The organism is Pseudomonas sp. NBRC 111143 (assembly GCF_001320965.1).
GTDB classification, from domain to species: domain Bacteria; phylum Pseudomonadota; class Gammaproteobacteria; order Pseudomonadales; family Pseudomonadaceae; genus Aquipseudomonas; species Aquipseudomonas machongensis.
The window spans coordinates 82,727-101,740 of sequence record NZ_BCBT01000019.1 but is presented as its reverse complement, the minus strand read 5'-3'; the positions used below and the strand labels follow the sequence as shown (position 1 = coordinate 101,740).

At 63.7% G+C, this 19,014-nt stretch carries 14 protein-coding genes; 4 read left to right on the top strand and 10 right to left on the bottom strand.

Going from position 1 to position 19,014, the window contains the following annotated elements; all coding sequences use genetic code 11:
* Positions 1-122: 122 nt before the first annotated feature.
* The 6 genes from pepN to APH44_RS13145 are packed head-to-tail and all read right to left on the bottom strand — an operon-like array spanning position 123 to position 6,635.
* Positions 123-2,783, bottom strand: coding sequence for an aminopeptidase N (gene pepN, locus APH44_RS13170; RefSeq protein ID WP_054893124.1), 2,661 nt, complete (start codon positions 2,781-2,783; stop codon positions 123-125).
* A 13-nt stretch (positions 2,784-2,796) separates the two neighbouring features.
* Complete coding sequence (locus tag APH44_RS13165) at positions 2,797-3,627, bottom strand: DUF2797 domain-containing protein (protein ID WP_054893123.1); 831 nt, start codon at positions 3,625-3,627, stop codon at positions 2,797-2,799.
* Positions 3,624-3,884 carry a YeaC family protein gene (locus tag APH44_RS13160; RefSeq protein ID WP_054893122.1) on the bottom strand — a complete coding sequence of 87 codons (261 nt, stop codon included), beginning with the start codon at positions 3,882-3,884 and terminating at the stop codon, positions 3,624-3,626. Before APH44_RS13160 ends, APH44_RS13165 begins: the two co-directional genes overlap by 4 nt.
* Before the next feature lie 14 nt (positions 3,885-3,898).
* A complete protein-coding gene (locus tag APH44_RS13155; protein WP_054893121.1) occupies positions 3,899-4,777 on the bottom strand; it encodes a rhomboid family intramembrane serine protease in 879 nt (292 codons plus the stop codon).
* Positions 4,774-5,748 carry a metallophosphoesterase gene (locus APH44_RS13150; protein ID WP_172964830.1) on the bottom strand — a complete coding sequence of 325 codons (975 nt, stop codon included), beginning with the start codon at positions 5,746-5,748 and terminating at the stop codon, positions 4,774-4,776. The genes APH44_RS13155 and APH44_RS13150 overlap by 4 nt, the downstream gene beginning before the upstream one ends.
* Positions 5,745-6,635, bottom strand: a complete 891-nt coding sequence (locus tag APH44_RS13145) for an NAD(+) kinase (RefSeq protein ID WP_054893119.1) — start codon at positions 6,633-6,635, stop codon at positions 5,745-5,747. Before APH44_RS13145 ends, APH44_RS13150 begins: the two co-directional genes overlap by 4 nt.
* Here APH44_RS13145 and APH44_RS13140 point away from each other — a divergent pair.
* Positions 6,634-7,668: a DUF1853 family protein gene (locus APH44_RS13140; RefSeq protein ID WP_054893118.1), complete on the top strand. Its 1,035-nt coding sequence runs from the start codon at positions 6,634-6,636 to the stop codon at positions 7,666-7,668. The two genes, APH44_RS13145 and APH44_RS13140, sit on opposite strands and share 2 nt — an antisense overlap.
* 151 nt (positions 7,669-7,819) lie before the next feature.
* Positions 7,820-8,365: a cytochrome b gene (locus APH44_RS13135; RefSeq protein WP_054893117.1), complete on the top strand. Its 546-nt coding sequence runs from the start codon at positions 7,820-7,822 to the stop codon at positions 8,363-8,365.
* Here APH44_RS13135 and APH44_RS13130 read toward each other — a convergent pair.
* The 3 genes from APH44_RS13130 to APH44_RS13120 form a co-directional block, all read right to left on the bottom strand.
* Positions 8,356-9,255: a 1-aminocyclopropane-1-carboxylate deaminase/D-cysteine desulfhydrase gene (locus APH44_RS13130; RefSeq protein WP_054893116.1), complete on the bottom strand. Its 900-nt coding sequence runs from the start codon at positions 9,253-9,255 to the stop codon at positions 8,356-8,358. The two genes, APH44_RS13135 and APH44_RS13130, sit on opposite strands and share 10 nt — an antisense overlap.
* 34 nt (positions 9,256-9,289) lie before the next feature.
* Positions 9,290-13,231 (bottom strand): dermonecrotic toxin domain-containing protein, encoded by a 3,942-nt coding sequence (locus APH44_RS13125; protein ID WP_054893115.1) that lies wholly within the window; start codon positions 13,229-13,231, stop codon positions 9,290-9,292.
* Positions 13,232-13,315: 84 nt separating this feature from the next.
* A complete protein-coding gene (locus tag APH44_RS13120) occupies positions 13,316-15,352 on the bottom strand; it encodes an NADPH-dependent 2,4-dienoyl-CoA reductase (protein ID WP_054893114.1) in 2,037 nt (678 codons plus the stop codon).
* A 186-nt stretch (positions 15,353-15,538) separates the two neighbouring features.
* Between APH44_RS13120 and APH44_RS13115 the strand changes: the two genes are divergently transcribed.
* Both APH44_RS13115 and APH44_RS13110 read left to right on the top strand, forming a co-directional pair.
* The gene (locus tag APH44_RS13115) at positions 15,539-16,657 is read left to right on the top strand and encodes a nitrilase-related carbon-nitrogen hydrolase (RefSeq protein WP_054893127.1); all 1,119 of its coding nucleotides are present in this window, start codon (positions 15,539-15,541) and stop codon (positions 16,655-16,657) included.
* A gap of 4 nt (positions 16,658-16,661) precedes the next feature.
* Positions 16,662-17,702, top strand: a complete 1,041-nt coding sequence (locus APH44_RS13110; protein ID WP_054893113.1) for an AraC family transcriptional regulator — start codon at positions 16,662-16,664, stop codon at positions 17,700-17,702.
* Positions 17,703-17,940: 238 nt separating this feature from the next.
* Here the strand turns inward: APH44_RS13110 and APH44_RS13105 are convergent, their stop codons facing one another.
* Positions 17,941-18,810, bottom strand: coding sequence for a DUF2242 domain-containing protein (locus APH44_RS13105; protein ID WP_054893112.1), 870 nt, complete (start codon positions 18,808-18,810; stop codon positions 17,941-17,943).
* Positions 18,811-19,014: the final 204 nt, after the last annotated feature.

Here is a 19,014-nt window from a genome sequence, read left to right as displayed (position 1 = left end):
GAACACAACGGGCGGGACGTTATGTTTTGTTAACCGCCAAAAAGCATCGCGGGCAAGCCCGCTCCCTGATCCTCGTGGGAGCGGGCTTGCCCGCGAATAGGCCAGCCCGGTTTAAAAGTGAATCAAGCCAGGCTCTTGCTCACCACCTCATACACATCACTGGACAGTGCCCCGGAAGCGAGAATCCGCTCCAGCTCGCCCTTCATCAGCGCCTGACGCGCAGCATCGTACTTGCGCCAGCGGGTCAGCGGCGCCAGTTGGCGCGAAGCGATCTGCGGATTGAGCGCGTTGAGCTCGATCACCAGGTCCGCCAGGAAGCGATAACCCGAACCGTCGCCGGCGTGGAAGTTGACCAGGTTCTGCCCGGCAAAGGCGCCAACCAGCGCGCGCACCTTGTTCGGGTTCTTCAGGGTGAAGGCCGGGTGCTGCATCAGCGCCTTGACCCGCGCCAGCCCGCCCGGAAGGCTGCTTGCCGCCTGCACGCTGAACCACTGGTCCATGACCAGGGGGTTGTCCTTGAAGTGCTCGGCGAAGGCCTCCAGCGCCTTGGCGCGCTCGGCTTCGAACGGCGAGTTGACCAGTACTGCCAGCGCGGTCAGGCGCTCGGTCATGTTGTCGGCGTGCTCGAACTGCTCGAGGGTCGCTTCCAGCACCTGCGACTTGCTGGTGAGCATCAGGTACGACAGCGCGATGTTCTGCAGGCTGCGGCGGGCGAAGTGCTCGGCTGCGGCTACATAAGCAGTGCTGCGCGACACCTGGCGGTTGGCCTGGTAGCGCGCCCACAGCGCATCGAACAACTGCTCGGCGATCTGCTTGCGGGCGAACTCGCGGGCCGCGTGAATCGCGTCGACGTCAGCCACCTGGCTGATCTCGGTGAGGTAGGCCTCGCCGGGCAGCGACAGCATCTCGGCGACCATGGCCGGGTCCAGCGACTCGTTGCCCAGCACCGTACCCAAGGCGGTGATCAGCCGTGGGTCGAGTTTCAGCGCTTCGCCGCGCTGATGCTGGCCGATCAACTCCTGCAGCACCTGCACGGCCAGCTGCTGGCCCGCTTCCCAGCGGTTGAAGCCGTCGCTGTCGTGCTGCATGAGGAACATCAGCTGGTCGCGGTCGTAGGGGAAGCTCAGCTTGACCGGCGCACTGAAGCCACGCAGCAACGACGGAAGCGGCTTGGCGACGATGCCCTGGAAGGTGAAGGTCTGCTCGGCCTCGGTCACCGACAGCACGCGCTGGGTAACGACGTCAGCAGCTGTTTCACCGGCCAATTGCAGCGGCAGGTCATTGCCCTGGGCATCGAGCAGCCCCAACGCCACCGGGATCACGAATGGCAGCTTGTCGAGCTTGTCCGGCGTCTGCGGGCAGCTCTGGCGGAAGGTCAGGCTGTAGGTCTGTGCCGCGGCATCGTAGGTTTCGCTGACCTCAAGACGCGGCGTGCCGGCCTGGCTGTACCAGCGCTTGAACTGGGTCAGGTCGACGCCGTTGGCGTCTTCCATGGCCTTGATGAAGTCGTCGGTGGTCACCGCCTGGCCATCATGACGTTCGAAGTACAGGTCGCTGCCCTTGCGGAAGCCCTCGGCGCCCAGCAGGGTACGGACCATGCCTACCACTTCGGCGCCCTTCTCGTACACGGTCAGGGTGTAGAAGTTGGAAATCTCGATGAAGCTGTCCGGGCGCACCGGATGGGCCATGGGGCCGGCATCTTCGGCGAACTGGTGGGTGCGCAGGTAGGCGACGTCCTCGATGCGCTTGACCGTGCGCGAGTTCATGTCGGCGCTGAACTCGGCATCGCGGAACACCGTGAAGCCTTCCTTGAGCGACAGTTGGAACCAGTCGCGGCAGGTCACGCGGTTGCCCGACCAGTTGTGGAAATACTCGTGGGCGACCACCCCTTCGACGCGCTGGTGGGCGGCATCGGTGGCGGTTTCGGCGCGGGCCAGCACGCAACTGGAGTTGAAGATGTTCAGGCCCTTGTTTTCCATGGCGCCCATGTTGAAGTCGTTGACCGCCACGATCATGAAGATGTCCAGGTCGTATTCACGGCCATAGACTTCTTCGTCCCAGCGCATGGACTTCTTCAGGCTGACCATCGCGTGGTCGCACTTGTCGATGTTCTCGGGTTCGACGTAGATGCGCAGGGTCACGTCGCGACCCGACTGGCGGGTGAAGCTGTCCTCGACGCACCACAGATCGCCCGCTACCAGCGCAAAGAGGTAGGCCGGCTTCTTGAACGGATCTTCCCAGGTTGCCCAGTGACGGCCCTCTTCTGCCGGGCCGCTGCCGACCGGGTTGCCGTTCGACAGCAACACCGGGTAGCGGTGCTGCTCGGCGATCACCGTGGTGGTGAAGGTGCTCATCACGTCCGGGCGGTCGAGGTAGTAGGTGATCTTGCGGAAACCTTCGGCTTCGCACTGGGTGCAGAACATCTTGCCGGACTTGTACAGGCCTTCCAGCGCGGTGTTGCTTTCCGGATGAATCTTCACGCTGGTGTCGAGGGTGAAGCGCTCAGATTTGGGGTGGAGGGTCAGGCTACTGTCATCGAGCGCATAGTCACCGGCCTGCAGCTCCTGGTCGTCCAGCGCGGCGCGCTGCAGCTCCAGCTGCTGGCCATCGAGCACCAGCGGCGGCAAGCCGGCGCCGCGCTCGGGGTTGCGGCGCATGACCAGTTGCGCATGGACCAGCGTGTGGTCCTCGAACAGTTCGAAGGTCAGGTGCGTCTCGTCGATCAGGTACTCGGGCGCCTGATAGTCCTTGAGGTAGATCACTTGCGGTTGTTCGGTACGCATGGTGACGATCCTTTTACTGGAGCACGGCCAGCTGGTAGGCCGTGTACTTGCGAATATTGATCACGCCGGTGTCGAAGATCAGGTACTGGCCCTTGATGCCCAGCAGCGTGCCTTCCACCACCGGGTCCTTGTCCAGGTTGAAGCTGACGATCTTCTTCGGGTAGGCCTGGACCGGGTAGCGCAACTCGACCACTTCGGCGTCGGGCAAGGGTTGGATCGCCTGCAGGCCGAAGCGGCCTTGCAGCTCGCGCAGGCCTTCGGCGCAGGCATCGAAGATCTGTTCGCGCACCGCGACCAGGTCCAGTACCTCGGCATCGCCCTTGAGCAGGGTGCGCCAGTTGGTGCGGTCCGGTACCTGGCTGCGCAGCAGGTCTTCGACCAGGCCCGACTGCTGGCGAGTGGCCACGCGCATGATCGGCAGTGCCTGGCTGGCGCCCTGGTCGAGCCAGCGGGTGGGCAGTTGCGTGGCACGGGTAATGCCCACCTTGATGCCCGACGAGTTGGCTAGGTACACCACATGGTCGGTCATGCAGAACTGCTCGCCCCACGACGGCTCGCGGCAGGTGCCGGCGTCGTAGTGGCAGCGTTCAGGGGCCATGATGCACACATCGCACTGGGCCAGCTTGGTCATGCAGGGGTAGCAGTAGCCCTGGCTGAAACTGGTCTTGGTGCGCTTGCCGCAATGGGTGCAGTGGATCGCACCGAGGTATTCCAGACGCAGCGACTGGCCGATCAACGGGTTGACCGGCACCTGCTCCTCACCGAGGCGAAAGCTGTACTGCACGACCGGTGCTTCGAGACGCACCGCCATCTTGCTCAAGGAGCCACGAGCGAGTTCGATCAATGTACCGAGTCCGACTTGAACAGGATGTTGGGGATCGGCGCGGACTTGGAGGCGCATTCCTGCGGCCCCATATAGCCGGTGCGCTCTTCCTCGGGCAGGTTCTGGATTTCCCAGGCAATCACCGCTTGCAGCGACAGCTCCTTCTGCTCGGCGGTGAGCTTGCGGCCATCGGACCATTTGCCGATTTCCACCGCCGTCTTCAGGCTCTGGTAGATCTCGGGGGTGATGTTTTCGATCATTTGCGCGAAAGTGGACATGAGCGTCTCCTAAATCAAGCCGACAGTTTACGCCGGGCCAGCAGTCCACCCAAGAGGCCTGTCAGGCATCCGATGAGCAACCCGCCGACATGGGCGGCATTGGCGATCTGGCCGAAGCCGAGCTGGCCGACCACGCCACTCAGGCAGATCACCAGCCAGATGAGCATCATCACCAGCACGCCGCGGGGCAGGCTGAACAATGGGGTGGGCGCCAGCCACTGGTAGAGCCAGAGGTAACCGAGCAAGCCATAGAGCACTCCGGACAAGCCACCGAACAGGTTCGGGCCGCCGATGAAATGCTGGGCCAGGTTCGACACCAGGCTGAACACCAGGGTCAGCGCCAGCAACGCCCAGGGCCCCTGGCGCAATTCGATGCGCCGCCCCAGCTCCCAGTACCACAGCCCGTTCATGGCCAGGTGCAGAACGCCGAAGTGCAGCAGCATGGGCGACACCAGGCGCCACCACTGGCCCTCGCCCAGGCTCTGGGCCAGCGGCACGAAGTAGAGGTAGTCGCCCTGTACCTGGTAGTCCTGGAAGGTGAACCAGCTCAGGGTCGAGAGGTTTTCGCCCAGGCCGGTCAAGCCAACGACGGCCATGCACAGCAGCAGCATCCCCGCGGTAACCTTGCAGGCGCGCAACTGTTCCTTCAGCGGGGGCCGGGCCGGCTCGCTCGCCGGCAAGCCTGCGTCCATGACCGGCTCCACGTCGGCATTGCCGTCAGGGTAGCGCCGGTAGAGCTCGAGCACCTGCGCGGCCATGGCGGGCGGTACCCAGAGCACCTGCTCACTGCCCTCCTCGACCACCCGGTGCGGCACCTCGAGGCGCCGCAACAAGGCAACGAAACCACTGAGGTCGACACCCAGCGGCAGACGCATCACTTCGATCACGTTCATTGGCTGGCCTGCGGTCGGTCGACATCGACCCAGACGAACTTGTGCGGGTCGATGCGGGTTTCGTCGTCCAGCCGGTAGGCGGCCAGCTTGCCGTAGAGCACCGCGCTGTAGTCCAGGCAGGCCAGGTTGGCGCGAATCGGCGCGGGGTGGCCGCTGCGCCAGTAATGGCCGACGAACAGCAGTGGCTCATCCTCCGAATAACGCAGCAGCGCGTTCTTCTGGCTGTGGCTGAGTGGCGCGCGGGCCACTTCCTCCGGCAGCGCATCAGGTTGGAACACGATGTCGCCATAGGTTTGTGGGTCTTCTTCCCAGAACTTGGTGCGGAAGAAGGCGCGGGTCAGACCGTCGCCGCCGGTCAGCGTGAGGCCGTCCGGCAGGCGCATGTCGGTGCCGCGCAGCAGGCGGTTGCACACGGTCGAGGCGAAGCTTCCCGATACCGCCGAGGCCTGCACGAAGTGTTCGTCGATACGGCCGTCCGGGTACTGGGCGCGCAGCTGTGCGATCAGTTGATGATCCCAGCAGGCATGCACCAGACGGAAACGCCCGGCGTCGACGAACAGCGGCAGGGTGTAGAACCACTGGATGAAATCGTGCCAGTCGCCGGGATGCTGGGCGAACTGGGTGAGGGTCTCGTCGATCAGGCGGGCATGACGCGGCGTGTGCTCACGCACGAAGGCCTTGCCGCTGCCGGGGAGCGCCGGCGTGACCCAGCCCAGGGCGTTGTATTCGTGATTGCCCATGATGCAGTGGGCCTGGCCGGCTTCGACCATGTCGTGGACGATATGCAGCGCCTCGCGGATGCGCGGGCCACGGTCGACGATGTCGCCGAGGAACAGCGCCTGGCGCCGCGGATGGCGCCAGACACCGCCCGTGCGCTTGTAGCCAAGGGTGTCGAGCAGGCGTTCGAGGGTCAACGCACAACCGTGAACGTCGCCGATGATGTCGAAACTGCGTGCCGGATCGAGCATCAGTCGTCCCTGCCCCCCAGGCGACTGCCCCAGCCAAGCTTGGTGCGGCAGACTTCGTAGTAGTTATGATCCAGCGGATGGATCAGGCGCAGCTTCTGCGGCTTCTTGCTCACCGTGATGGTGTCGCCTGGAGCGCAGGTGAAGTGGTTCTGCCCGTCACAGGAGACCTGTGGATAGATCTGCAGGTCCTTGGCGACCACGATCTTCAGCTCGCTGTTGCCATCGACCACGATCGGCCGGCCAGACAGGGTGTGCGGGTACATCGGCACGATGACGATGGCATCGAGCTTGGGGTGCATGATCGGACCGCCGGCAGACAGCGCATAGGCGGTGGAGCCCGTGGGTGTGGCGACGATCAGGCCATCGGCCTTCTGGCTGCAGACGAACTGGCCGTCGATGTAGATCTCGAACTCGATCATCCGCGTCGACTTGCCCGGGTGCAGCACAACATCGTTGAGCGCGTCGCCCTGGCCAATGGCCTCGTTGTGGCGGCGAACCTCGGCCTGCAGCAGGAAGCGGTTCTCGACCAGGTAGTGGCCGTCGAGCACCTCGGCGACCTTGGTTTCCAGCTCGTCGGGGCGAATGTCGGTGAGAAAGCCGAGGTTGCCGCGGTTGATGCCCAGCACCGGGATGTTATGCCGGGCCAGCGCTCGGGCGGCGCCCAACAAACTGCCGTCGCCACCGACGACGATGACCAGGTCGCAGACCTCGCCCAGCAGCTTGCGCGTGGAGGTCTGCAGGCCGTGGCCCGGCAGCACTTCGGCGATAGTGTCCTCGAGGATCACGTGCAGGTGGCGCTCGAGCAGGAACTTCTTCAGCCGGCGGATGGTGTCGAGCACCTGCGAGCTGCCGAGGCGTCCGATGATACCGATATTGCGAAATTGCTCCATGGGGCTCCTGCAAGGCTCTGCGGCGGGTGACAATGCCTGGATTATGGGCGAAACGACCGGCCAGCGGCAAACCGGCTATGCTCGCAGGATGACACCCTTCACCGACCTCCACGCCCTGCCCCGCCAGCTCCGCCGCCCTGCCGTGCGTGATCTGGCGTGGGCGCTGCTGTCGCCGCCGCTGCTGAGCGAACCGCCCTGCCCGCAACGCCATCCGCTGGCGGCCAGCGGCTGGGCGGACGATCCGGGGCGGTTACGCGACTGGCTGCTGGCTCTGGACCATGATGCGCAGCCCTTGCAGACGTGGCTGGCGCGCCTCACCAGCCGGCGGTTGGGGCTGTACTACGAAAGCCTCTGGCAGTTCGCCCTGCAACAGGCACCCGGTGTCGAGCTGCTGGCCTCCAACCTGGCAATCCGCCGGGGCGGGCAAACCTTGGGTGAGCTGGATATCCTGCTACGCGATCGCACGGGCGACCATCACCTGGAACTGGCGATCAAGCTTTACCTCGGGCCGGATCAGGCTGATGCCCACGACCCGGCGCAGTGGCTGGGGCCAGGCTGTCACGACCGCCTGGGCAGCAAGCTGGCGCACCTGGTCGCACATCAGTTGCCGATCTCGGCTCGGGCTGAAAGCCGGGAAGTCCTGAATCAACTGCAGGTGGGCGATGTGCAGTCGCACCTGTGGCTGGGTGGCTATCTTTTCCATCCATGGCCAGGGCAACTCGCCTCACCCTTCGGGGCAAACCCTGCGCACTTGCGCGGGCGCTGGCTGCATCGACGCGAGTGGGCGCAATATGCCAGCGCTCACCCAACGGCACTCTGGCAACCGCTGCAACGCCATGCCTGGCTGGCACCTGCACGGGTCGAGGCTGGGGATCGCTGGGGGGCGGCGGGTTTTGCGGCCTGGCTGTGGCGCCTGGAGAAAGGAGCCGCGGCACAATTGCTGGTGAGGCTGGAGGAGGATGGCGAAGGCGCCTGGCAAGAGGCGGAGCGAGTGTTTCTGGTGAGTGACAGCTGGCCACACTTACCGGGATGACCCAGGACCAGTGCTCGAGAAAATGCCGTTCCGAGCCCAAGAATCATCGAAACAACCGACCTGAAACAACGAAAAATTACCAACCGACGCGCTAAAGTCCACATCAGGCGCCAGCAAGAGCGCCCATCCAACCTGATGACGAGGACCGACCATGGTTTCATCCACTCCCGCGCCCCACTACGCGCGCCTGTCCATCACCCTGCACTGGCTGATGCTGGTGCTGCTCGCCGCCGTCTATGCCTGCATCGAGCTGCGCGGCCTGTTCCCCAAGGACAGCGCCGAGCGCGACCTGATGAAGAGCCTGCACTTCATGCTCGGCCTCACCGTGTTCGTGCTGGTATGGCTGCGCCTGGCCATGCGCCTGGCACGCCCGACACCGCCTATCGTGCCCAAGCCACCCGCCTGGCAGACCGGCCTCTCCCATCTGGTCCACGTGCTGTTGTACCTGCTGATGATCGGCATGCCACTGGCCGGCTGGCTGATCCTCAGCGCTGCGGGCAAGCCAATACCATTCTTTGGGCTGGAGCTGCCTGCACTGATCGGCCAGGATCCGGACCAGGCAAAGTTCATCAAGGGCTGGCATGAACGCATCGGCACCTGGGGCTACTGGCTGATCGGGCTGCATGCCGTCGCCGGGCTGTACCACCACTACGTACGCCGGGACAACACACTGCTGCGCATGCTGCCTTACAAGTAGCCGCGCCGCCCCTGCAGGCCACCGGTATGAACGAAGATCAGGCGGGTGCCGGGTGAAAATCGCCCGGCCTCGACCTGCTCACGCAGCGCCAACAGCGCCTTCCCTGTGTAGAGCGCTTCGAGTGGCAGACCGCTGTACCGCTCGCTGTCTGCGATGAATGCCAGCAACGCGTCATCGCGCCGGGCGAATCCGCCGCGGCAGGCATCGTGCAGGCAATAGCCCGCTGTACCCGCCAGTTGCGCAATGCCCTGCTCCACACCATGATCGCGCGGCACCGCCAAGGCGCCATGCACCGGATGCGCGCCCTGCTCGGCCAGTACCAGGCCTGCCAGCGTGGTGCCGGTGCCCACCGCCAGCCACCAGGCGTGATAATCATCCCAACCGATCGACGCCAATTGCGCTTGTGCCTGCTCGACGATCTGCCCACATCCCAAGGCACCTTCCACACCGCCCCCACCTTCGGGGATGCAATGCCAGCCGGGATAACGCGCCTGCCAGGGTTGCCAGAAGCCTGGCGCGTGGCGCGCCCGATAACCACCGTAGCCCAACCAGTGCAAGGTCATGCCCAGCGCTTCCAGATCACGGACGGTCGGGGTGTCTTGCCGCTGGCCTCGCAACAACCCGGCGGTGGCGAAGCCTAAGCGTCTGCCCGCAGCGGCCAAGGCGTGCAAATGATTGGAATGGTTGCCGCCCAGACTGATCAGGCCAGGTGCGTTGGCCTTCCGGGCAGCATGCAGGTGATGCTGCAGCTTGAACCACTTGTTGCCACTGACCAGTGGGTCGATCAGGTCCAGACGCAACACCGCGCACGCCACACCGACGTGCGCCAACCAGGGCAGGTGCAGGCTTTGCAGGGGCGCGGCGGTGGAGCCGGAAAGTCCATCGAACATCTATAGCCCCCCGAAAAGCCCGCAAGTTAGCAGGTCAACGGCGCCCCGTCTTCCAGCTGTGGGCGTTACCGACATTGATGTAGTCTTCCAGTGGCGTCAGCAGCGCGGAAACGCGCTTCACCCATTCAAATACCGCGCGCTCGGGACGTACGCCGTTGTCCTGCGAGTGGAAGATATACAGCTTCGCCTCGGTCAAGGCCTTCTCGATCGCGCTGGCGCTGTGCCGCATCGTATTGAGCAGACCAGGGCCAGTCACCCGTGATACCTCACGCATGTACTCGGTGAAACCAGGATCGGAAAACTTCGGACGATGCCCAAGCTTGCGACTAGCGCTGAAACGCTGGGACATTTCCCGCAACACCGCATCGAGCAATGGATTGCCCTTGAGCGAGGCGAAATGACTGTTGTTGGGGCCGTTGAGCATCAGGGTCGCGTTGCTCACCACCCCGCCCACCGCCAGTTGCCCAGGGCGCAATGTCAACTGAGGCAGCGGGCGGAGCAGCACATCGTCCATGTCCATGTACACCCCGCCCAACTCATCTATCAACTTGTAGCGCAAGGCGTCGCAGGCCGCCGCATAGTTGCGGGTTTCCGGCCGCAGGAAGAACTTGAACACCTCACCCTGCGGACCCTCCTCGAAATCCTTGAAGAACGCGTCTCCCTTCAAGGACGTGCAGGTTGCTCCTGGGTAGCGCGAGCGTAGCTTGCGCAGCTGCAACGCATTGTTCACCCCCCATCCACTGCGGCCTAGAAAATGCAGATGCAACTGATAACCGCCGGCCCGTGCCATCTCGATGTTGCCCTTGAGCGTGGAGTCGTGAGACGCAATCAGACTGTCTGCGCTGCCGATCCAGATCTGGTGGATAACCTTCGGGAGCAGCTCCAGCCCACTGCTCGGCGGCAGCTCTGGTAACACCGGCCGCTGGAGACACTCCAGTTCCAGGCGCGCTTGCTGGCGCTCCAATCGAGAAGCCGCAGGGCCAGGGTCGACGGCGCCCAGATAGGTATTCGTCTGCTCATCCCTCCGGTAATAACGACCTTTGGAAGATGAGTACCAGCAGCAATAATCCAGATCGAACAGCACCTCCACCTCCTGGGTGCCGTCCATGATCCGGAAAGTCCTGCCGCTGCTATTGGCGCTTTCTCGGACCCCGCGCATCACCTTCACCGGCATTGGCCGGACCGGCAGCGGTTGATCCATTCCGCCCAGCAGCCCCGGGCGGCGCACGATCAGCCAGTCGCCTGTACGTGGATCACGTTCGATTCTTGGATCGGGATTGGAAAACAACGAGCGGCTTTGAACCCCGTCGCCTGACCCGATATAAAAAGTCGAAGTGCGTTGCAGCGGGTCACGCACTTCGTAGACGGGGTAGTAACGGCCCTGCAAAGACACGTTCAACCGACCATCGAAGACCAGTAACCCCTTGCGCAGGCCGTGAGAAATGACAAAGGGCGCGCCCTGAGGCTTGGGCACTTCGTCGATCGCGACGACCGACCGTACACCGCTGCCGCCCACCAGTCGCAGCGGCACTCCCGAAGCAGCGGGAGCCCTGAACCGGTAGAACTTTGCGTTAGCCAGGCCGCTCAGGCTGGTCAAGGCCTCGAGGGCATAGGTTCCGGCCTGCTCGCGCTGCCCGCTGGCCAGCGCCGCATAGCTGTTGAACATGTAATAGCCAAGCTCTGCCAGGTCGAGCACGGTCATGACCCGCGCAGGAATCAGCGCGCTCAGCACGCGGAACACGGTGACGGCGATATCCAGGCCTCGCTCCAGCCGCAACTCGGCATCGGAAACCGCCAGGCTGTTACCTTCGGCCAGCAGATAAGCGATGCGATAATTGAAAATTGCCTTGCCTATCGGTTGGTTGAGGGTTTGCGTCGCCAGCTCTGCACCGGCCTTGCCATCAGCGATGCGGAGCAACAGAGGCAAGGCGGTCCCGAGCTGATGACGGCCGAACCGCGACACCCAGTACTCAGTGCTTGCAGGCCACGGCGACGTCCGCTGGAGGCCCTCGAGCTCCTGGGCCAGCAAGCTGCGCAGAGCCCTGCGAGAGCTGTGGCGCCTGAACGGCTTGCCAGATGGATGGCCGGGTGTATAGCAGATCAGTGACGACTCACCGACTTCATGGAAGATCAGCACGTCACGCAGGGAGTTGCCACCCAGCGTGAGCAGCTGCAACTCGGCACGCTGCCCTTCGCGTATTGGCCGCTGGTCCGGCGATGGATGATCCAGAATGTCCTGGACAGCCTGATACCCGGAATCGTCAAGGTCACCGGTAGCATGCGCCAGGAACGCATCGAGCCGCAGACGTTTCTCGAACAGGCTTGTCGCAGCATCGTGGCGCCGCTGGTGCAGGCCTTTGGTTTCGCCATCGGAAGGTGTCTTCAACGCGTCGCTGATTGCTTGTAGATAGTGCGCCTGCAGGTCCAGCCGCTGGATCAGGCTGCCCAGCCGAGTACTGGAAAGATAGCGTGACTGAGCCTGGGTGACGCCACTGAATTCGACCGTCCAACTGGCGTCGGCCCTGGCATTCATGCGCATGGCGATGTATTCGAGCAACGAGCACTCGCTCTGCACGCTTTGCGCCTGTCCAGGATCAGGAGTGACGCCAGGCGCAAGTTCCGACTCTGGCAATTCGGGGCTGTATTCGACGACGTCGATCTCGACGGTGACAGCACGGGGGTCCAGATCCTGCCCGTCCTTGCGCAACTCGGCGCGAATCCGATCACAGGCGAAATCCTCGAAAGCGGGTAACTGCTGCCAATAGTCCTCGGCGAGGCTCTGCTGCCGGGCAATGTCCAGCAACAGGCCGTCCAGTATGTCTTGCTGCGCTTGGGCAAGGTTGCGCAGACCATCTGGTAGTTGCGCCCGCAACGACTGGCGTTCGGCCTCGAACGCCAACAACACCTGCGTTGAACGTGCACGCGATACATCCAGGCCGATACGATCATCCCATACACCGGGCTGCTCGCAGGTCGCGCTCGCACGCCAGGCCTCACACTGCTGTCTGGCCAGGTGCTCGAAGGGATTGTCCTCGATCACCCCGGCTCGTACTTCGAAGCTTGCGTCTTCGCGCTCCCATTCTTCCAGCAACGCCTGCTGCGCCTCCGGTGCCAGGCGCATCAACAAGGCCAAGCCCCAGGCGCGATCCTCCAACAATGCCTTGCGCACCCCATCCAGGGTGGCCTGGAGGTTGTCGTGACGACGGATGAAACCGAAGTATCCGCTGCAATACAGCACAGCTTCGCCGGTCAGAGCCTGCCGCTCGGTAACGTAGGAAAGGGCCGGGTCGTAGCCGGCCGGAATTTCGCTGAGGACCAGCACGCCTGGCAAGGAGAAAGACTTCGAGCTTCCACCGGTGCGCACCGTCAGGTCATAGACACCTCTTGGCACGCTGCGGTCGGAGAAACGGGGGTAGGCGACGATGTCTTCGATCAGCGCCCTGGCTTGGGCAGTGAGCGTTCCGACGCTCTCCAGCAGTTGCACATCATCCGCCAGGCTCGCGCGCACCTGCTGCTCCATGGCCAGTTGCCGAGGGGCCAACGACAGCTGCGCGGGAACCTCCCAGTAGGTTTGCGCATCGACCTCGAAGCGGCTGAGCACCATCTTGGCGTCTATAAGCTTCAAGGCGTCGTGCACCTGAGCCAGGGTCACGTCCGCCAGAAGGTCGGCTTCGACCAGCGAACTGGCGCTCGACGACAACACCGCCTGTGCCGGGTCGAAGAGATCAGCCGTGGTCTGCCCCAGGCGTGCGGACTCGACCAGGCTTTTCAGGGTGTGGGCATGGGTGACGGTACGCTCCTCGGAGCCCTCGTCGTCGATGAATTGCAACAGGTAGGGGGCACGCGCCAGCAGGCCTGGCAACTGTGCCTCGAACAGCGCAAGGGCCGACGCGCCGAGCGTGGGCAGGGCATCGGTTTGCGGGAATTGATCCGGCAGTTCGGCGGCAAGCGGCTGGGGTTGCGGGGGATGGGTCATGGCGGCAATCTCTTTTGAAAATCGAGAGGTTGCCGCCACCAGGCGGACAGTCGGTGCTAAGTATGTATTGGGAGTTCGGTCTTTCTAGAGCTCCGCTGCCAGGCGCGATCCCTGATTGATCGCACGCTTGGCATCGAGCTCGGCAGCGACATCCGCACCACCGATCAGGTGCACCGATTGCCCCTTGGCCAGCAGCCCTTCATACAGCTCGCGCTGCGGCTCCTGCCCGGCGCAGATCACCACGTTGTCCACCGCCAGCACCTGCGGTTCGCCTTCGCCAATGCGCACATGCAGGCCCGCATCATCGATCTTCAGGTAATCGACGCTGTTGAGCATCTGTACCTGTTTGTTCTTGAGACCTGTACGGTGAATCCAGCCAGTGGTCTTGCCCAGGCCGTCGCCGACCTTGGTCTTCTTGCGCTGCAACAGATAGACCTGGCGTGCCGGGGCATGGGGTTCAGGCTTGACCCCCGCGATACCACCGCGGGCTTCAAGGCTGGTATCGATACCCCACTCCTTCCAGAACGCAGCGCGATCCTGGCTGGTGGCGATGCCCTTGTGCACCAGGTACTCGCTGACGTCAAACCCGATACCACCGGCGCCGATCACGGCAACCCGCTCACCTACTGGCTTGCGCTCGAGCAGCACATCGAGGTAGCTCAGAACCTTGGCGTGCTCGACCCCGGGGATGGTTGGCGTACGTGGGGTGATGCCGGTAGCCAGGATGATCTCGTCAAAGCCGCCCGCCGCCAGCTCGTCGACACCGACACGGGTGTTCAGGCGCAGCGTCACGCCGCTGTTCTTCACTTTGTTGGCGAAGTAGCGCAGGGTCTCGAAGAACTCTTCCTTGCCCGGCACACGCTTGGCGACATTGAACTGCCCACCCATCTCGGCGCTGGCATCGAACAGGGTCACCTCGTGCCCACGCTCGGCGGCGACCGTCGCCACGGCGAGGCCAGCAGGCCCTGCGCCGACCACGGCGATGCGTTTCACCGCACGTACCGGCAGGTAGTTGAGCTCGGTCTCGTGGCAGGCACGCGGGTTCACCAGGCAACTGGTCAGCTTGCCGCCGAAGGTGTGGTCCAGACAGGCCTGGTTGCAGCCGATGCAGGTGTTGATCTCGTCCGCGCGGCCCTCGGCAGCCTTGTTGACGAAGTCAGGGTCGGCGAGGAAGGGCCGGGCCATCGATACCATGTCGGCATCGCCTTCGGCCAACACGGCTTCGGCCACTTCGGGCGTGTTGATGCGGTTGGTGGTGATCAGCGGAATCTGCACTGCACCGCGCAGCTTGGCGGTTACCTTGCTGAACGCTGCGCGCGGCACCTTGGTCGCGATGGTCGGGATGCGCGCCTCGTGCCAGCCGATGCCAGTGTTGATCAAGGTGGCACCCGCTTGCTCGATGGCCTTGGCCAACTGCACGATCTCGTCCCAGTTGCTGCCACCCTCGACCAGATCGAGCATCGACAAGCGGAAGATGATGATGAACTCACGGCCCACCGCTTCACGTACGCGTCCGACGATCTCTACCGCAAGACGCATGCGGTTCTCGTAGCTGCCACCCCAGCGGTCGGTGCGGTGGTTGGTGTGCGCGGCGAGGAACTGGTTGATGAAGTAGCCTTCCGAACCCATGATCTCGACGCCGTCGTAGCCGGCACGCTGGGCCAGTACCGAACAGTTCACGAAGTCATCGATCTGCTTCTGGATGCCCGCCTCGTCCAGTTCCTTGGGCTTGAACGGGTTGATCGGTGCCTGGATGGCACTGGGCGCCACTTGCCGGGGGCTGTAGGCGTAGCGACCGGCATGCAGGATCTGCAGACAGATCTTGCCCCCTGCCGCGTGCACCGCCTCGGTGACGATCCGATGCTTATCGGCTTCTTCGTCGGTGCTGAGCTTGGCCGCACCGGAGTACACGCCACCCTCGTCGTTCGGCGCAATACCGCCGGTCACCATCAGGCCGACCCCGCCACGAGCACGTTCGGCAAAGTAGGCGGCCATCCGCTCGAAGCCACCCGGGCGCTCTTCGAGACCGGTGTGCATGGAGCCCATCAGGGTGCGGTTACGCAGGGTGGTGAAGCCCAGATCGAGCGGGGCCAACAGGTGTGGGTAACGTTCGGCAGCCATGGAGGGACTCCTGATGAGGCGTGATCACGGAATGCGGGTGCCTCACACGGGCCCCGTCGTTTGTCTGCCGTCGACATTAAACAGGCGTTTGAACCGGCTCAATGATCGAAACTGACAACTTATTGATCCTGCTGCACAGCGGGACTACCCTAGAGCACCGTTGGCCTCAAGATGCCGTACCGCTTCATGCGCAAACTCCTGGCAAGCGCCTTGGCGCTGGTGATGATCGCCGCCCTGTTCAGCTATGGCTTCTGGACCCAACAGCGCCCGGAAGGTCATTACCTGTCCGATCTGCGCATCGAACTGGCGCTCAACCAGGGCGTACCCGGCGAGCACGGCAACCTGCTGGGCATCGAGCCGCTGCTCTACCCCAGCGACTACCAGAGCCTCGGGCGCCTGCACCGCAAGCTCTCGGCATATCTGGAACAGGCCCGCGCCCAAGGCTTGGTCAACCCGCGAACGGTGGTGGTGCTACCCGAGCACATCGGCACCTGGCTCTGGGCCCGCGGCGAGAAAAAGGAGCTGTACCAGGTCACCCAGTTCCGCGAGGCCTGGCAGTGGCTGGAGCTGAGCAACCCCGTGCGCTACGGCCTGGCCATGCTGGCGGCCACTGGTGATGATCGCCGCTCCGACGCGCACCTGCGCATGAAGGCGCGGCAGATGGCCGCTGACTACCAGCAACTGTTTGGCGGCCTGGCCCGCGAGTTCGGCGTCACCCTGGTGGCCGGCTCCATCGTGCTGCCGTCGCCTTATGTCGAGGAGGGCCAGTTGCATGTCGGCAAAGGCCCCCTGTTCAACAGCAGCCTGGTGTTCGCCAGCGATGGCACACCGCTTGGCCAGCCGCAGTTGCAGCAATACGCCGATAGCGAGGTCCGTCGTTTCATTCAAGATGGCCAGGCCCAGCCACTGCAGGTCGTGCAGACCCCGGCGGGGCGCCTGGGTGTACTGGTGGGCAGCGACAGCTGGTATCCGCGCAACCATGAACTGTTGGCTCACCAGTCGGTGCAACTGATCGCCAATCCGGTGTTTCTCAGTGGCAAGGGAAGTTGGCAGGAACCCTGGCGCGGCAACCGCCACCAACAGGCTGCCAACCAGTTGCCGCTGAGCAAAGGCGAAGTCAGTGAAGAGGCGGCTTGGCGTCAACTGATCCTGGCCGCCAACCCCAAGCTGCCAAGCATCAGTGTCTTCCTGCGCGGCCAGTTCTGGGAGCTGGGCAGCGACGGCCAGGGCTTTGCCAACCAGGCGGGCGCGCAACTGGCTGGCAATCCCAGCCAGGGTGCCCGCCTGCTGAACCTGTGGCTGTAAGGGCATGCGCCAGCCACGCGTGCGCCTGGGTGACCTCTCGGTAGGTTTCGTCCAGCCCCTGACCGAAGCCCTGCAGGAGCTGGGACATGACCCGGCACCGCTGCTGCAACGTTATGGGCTGGATGCCATGCGCATGAACGAAGCCGGTGCCCGCCTGTCGATTCCCCGCTACATGCACCTGGGGCATGCAGCCATCGAGCTCAGTGCCGAGCCCGCCCTGGGGCTGCGCATGGGGCGCCTGAGCCGCCTGGCCCAGGCCGGCCTGGCAGGCGTGACGGCAGCGCAAGCCCCGAACGTGCGCGAGGCCGCGCGTACCCTGCTGCGCTATGAGCCGCTGTACGCTGCCAACTATCGTGGCAGCTCGGCCTTCATCGAAGACGCCCAAGGGGCCTGGCTGCGCTTTTATTCGATCAGCCCGTACAACACCTACAACCGCTTCGTGGTCGATTCGTTGCTGGCCGGCTGGCTGGCACAGCTGTCAGGGCTGGCTGACACGCCGCTGCTGGCCGAACGCATGGAAATCGAGTTCGAGGCGCCCGCCTACAGTACCCTGTACCAACCATTGTGCAGCACGCCCGTGCAGTTCGGTGCCGCCAGCAACCAGCTGCGCCTCGGCCAGGCCGCCCTCGCGCTGGGCAACCCACACCACTGCCCCAGTACCTGGCAGCACCTGCTGCAACTGTGCGAGACGGAGCTGACTCAGCGCACGCGTGTGCGCAGCCTGGGCGAGCGCATCACACATCTGCTCGGCCCATTGCTCAACGGCGGACGGGAGCCTGACCTGGAGGAAGTGTCACGCCACCTGCAATTGCCCACCTGGACCTTGCGTCGCAAGCTGGCCGAGGAAGGCTCGAGCTTTCGCGGCCTGCTCAATGACACCCGACGCGACCTCGCCGAAACCTATATCCGCGACACGGAGCTGGCCTTCGGTGAAATCGCCTATCTGCTGGGGTTTGCATCGGCCGAAGCCTTCCAGCGCGCATTCAAGCGCTGGACGAGGCTGACACCGGGGGAGTTTCGCCGCCATCAGCGGCAAGTAGGCTAGAGCTCGGTGGCGTCTTCCGCCGGCTCCGGGGTATCCAGTTCATATGCCTGGAATTCGAGAAGTTCTTCCTGATAGTCGTCCATTGGCCTGCGTCCTCTTGCATTCATTTTTTCATGGGTCTGGCCATCAAGCTAAGCGGGCCGGATGAAGGAATCATGACATCCCCATGAGGAATAAACGTAGCAGGCGTTCAGGTCGTTAACCTCAGTACGTGTGTAACAGCAGATGAAGCATTTCCCTAGAGTGACGAAGGTACCGGCTCGCCGGTGGGTGCCGCTTGCTGCACCTGGATCGGCGCAGCTTCGACCGGCGGCGCAATAGGCTGGGAGCCCTGGCTATCGTCGACCACTGGCGCCGCGGGCGCCTCGCTGGCGGCTGGTGCTGCAGCGGTCGGCGATGGCGCGTGCTCCGAAGGAGTCACCGGCGCTGCCGGCTCGACCTGCGGCGCGCTGCCAGACACCGGTACCGCCGCTGGCTGTGCGGCCGGGGCCAATGCCGCAGGCTCGGGCAAGCCCAACTCCTGCGCCGGTTTTTCAGGCTTGGGCGCCTCCACCTGAGGGGCGGCCTTTTTCTGCTTCTTCTGTTTTGGCAGGTAGCTTTCGACCAGCGCGAAATAACGCTCGTAGAACTGCGGCGAAGTCACGGTTTCGCTGGCCACCTTGACCATGGAGTCGTCGGTGGAGCCGATCGGCATCGACACCGAGCCGAGGATGCCGACACCGAGGCTGGCCGAGGTGTTGGATTTTTTCAGGGTGTAGCGATCCTGCAGGGCGTTGGCAAAGATCGTCGAACGCTGATCGTCGCTGCTGTCGGGGGCGCAGGTGATGTTGAAGCTGATCTGCAGGTGGTTCTCGGCGTTCTGCTGGAAGCTTTTGTTGCCCGCCACCTGGCTCGCGTCACTGCTGGTGATGATATAGCCCTGGCTCAGCAATGCCCGGCGCGCGGCTTCGCACGACCCGGCATCGCTGACCTGGAAGCTGCGCGAGAACGTCCCCGAGTCGTCGAAGTTCTCGTGTTCGTAGATCGCTGCCTTTTTCGAGGAACAGCCGGAAACACCCGCCAGCACCAGGGCCAGCCCGAGCGCTACAGAGACGGTAGATCTGGACATTGTCAATTCCGGGAAGAACGAATGGTGCCTATTGTGCAACACATCGCTGGGTCGCCGAAACCGCTGGTCGGTGAAGAGTCTGTCAGCATCAGGTAAATGTTCAGACTGACCCCGTCAGCTCCACGCCGATGTCTAACAGCACTGGCGATTGATACAAAGGCCGGCACTAGCCATTCACCAGGCCACAGAAACAAAAAAAGCGAC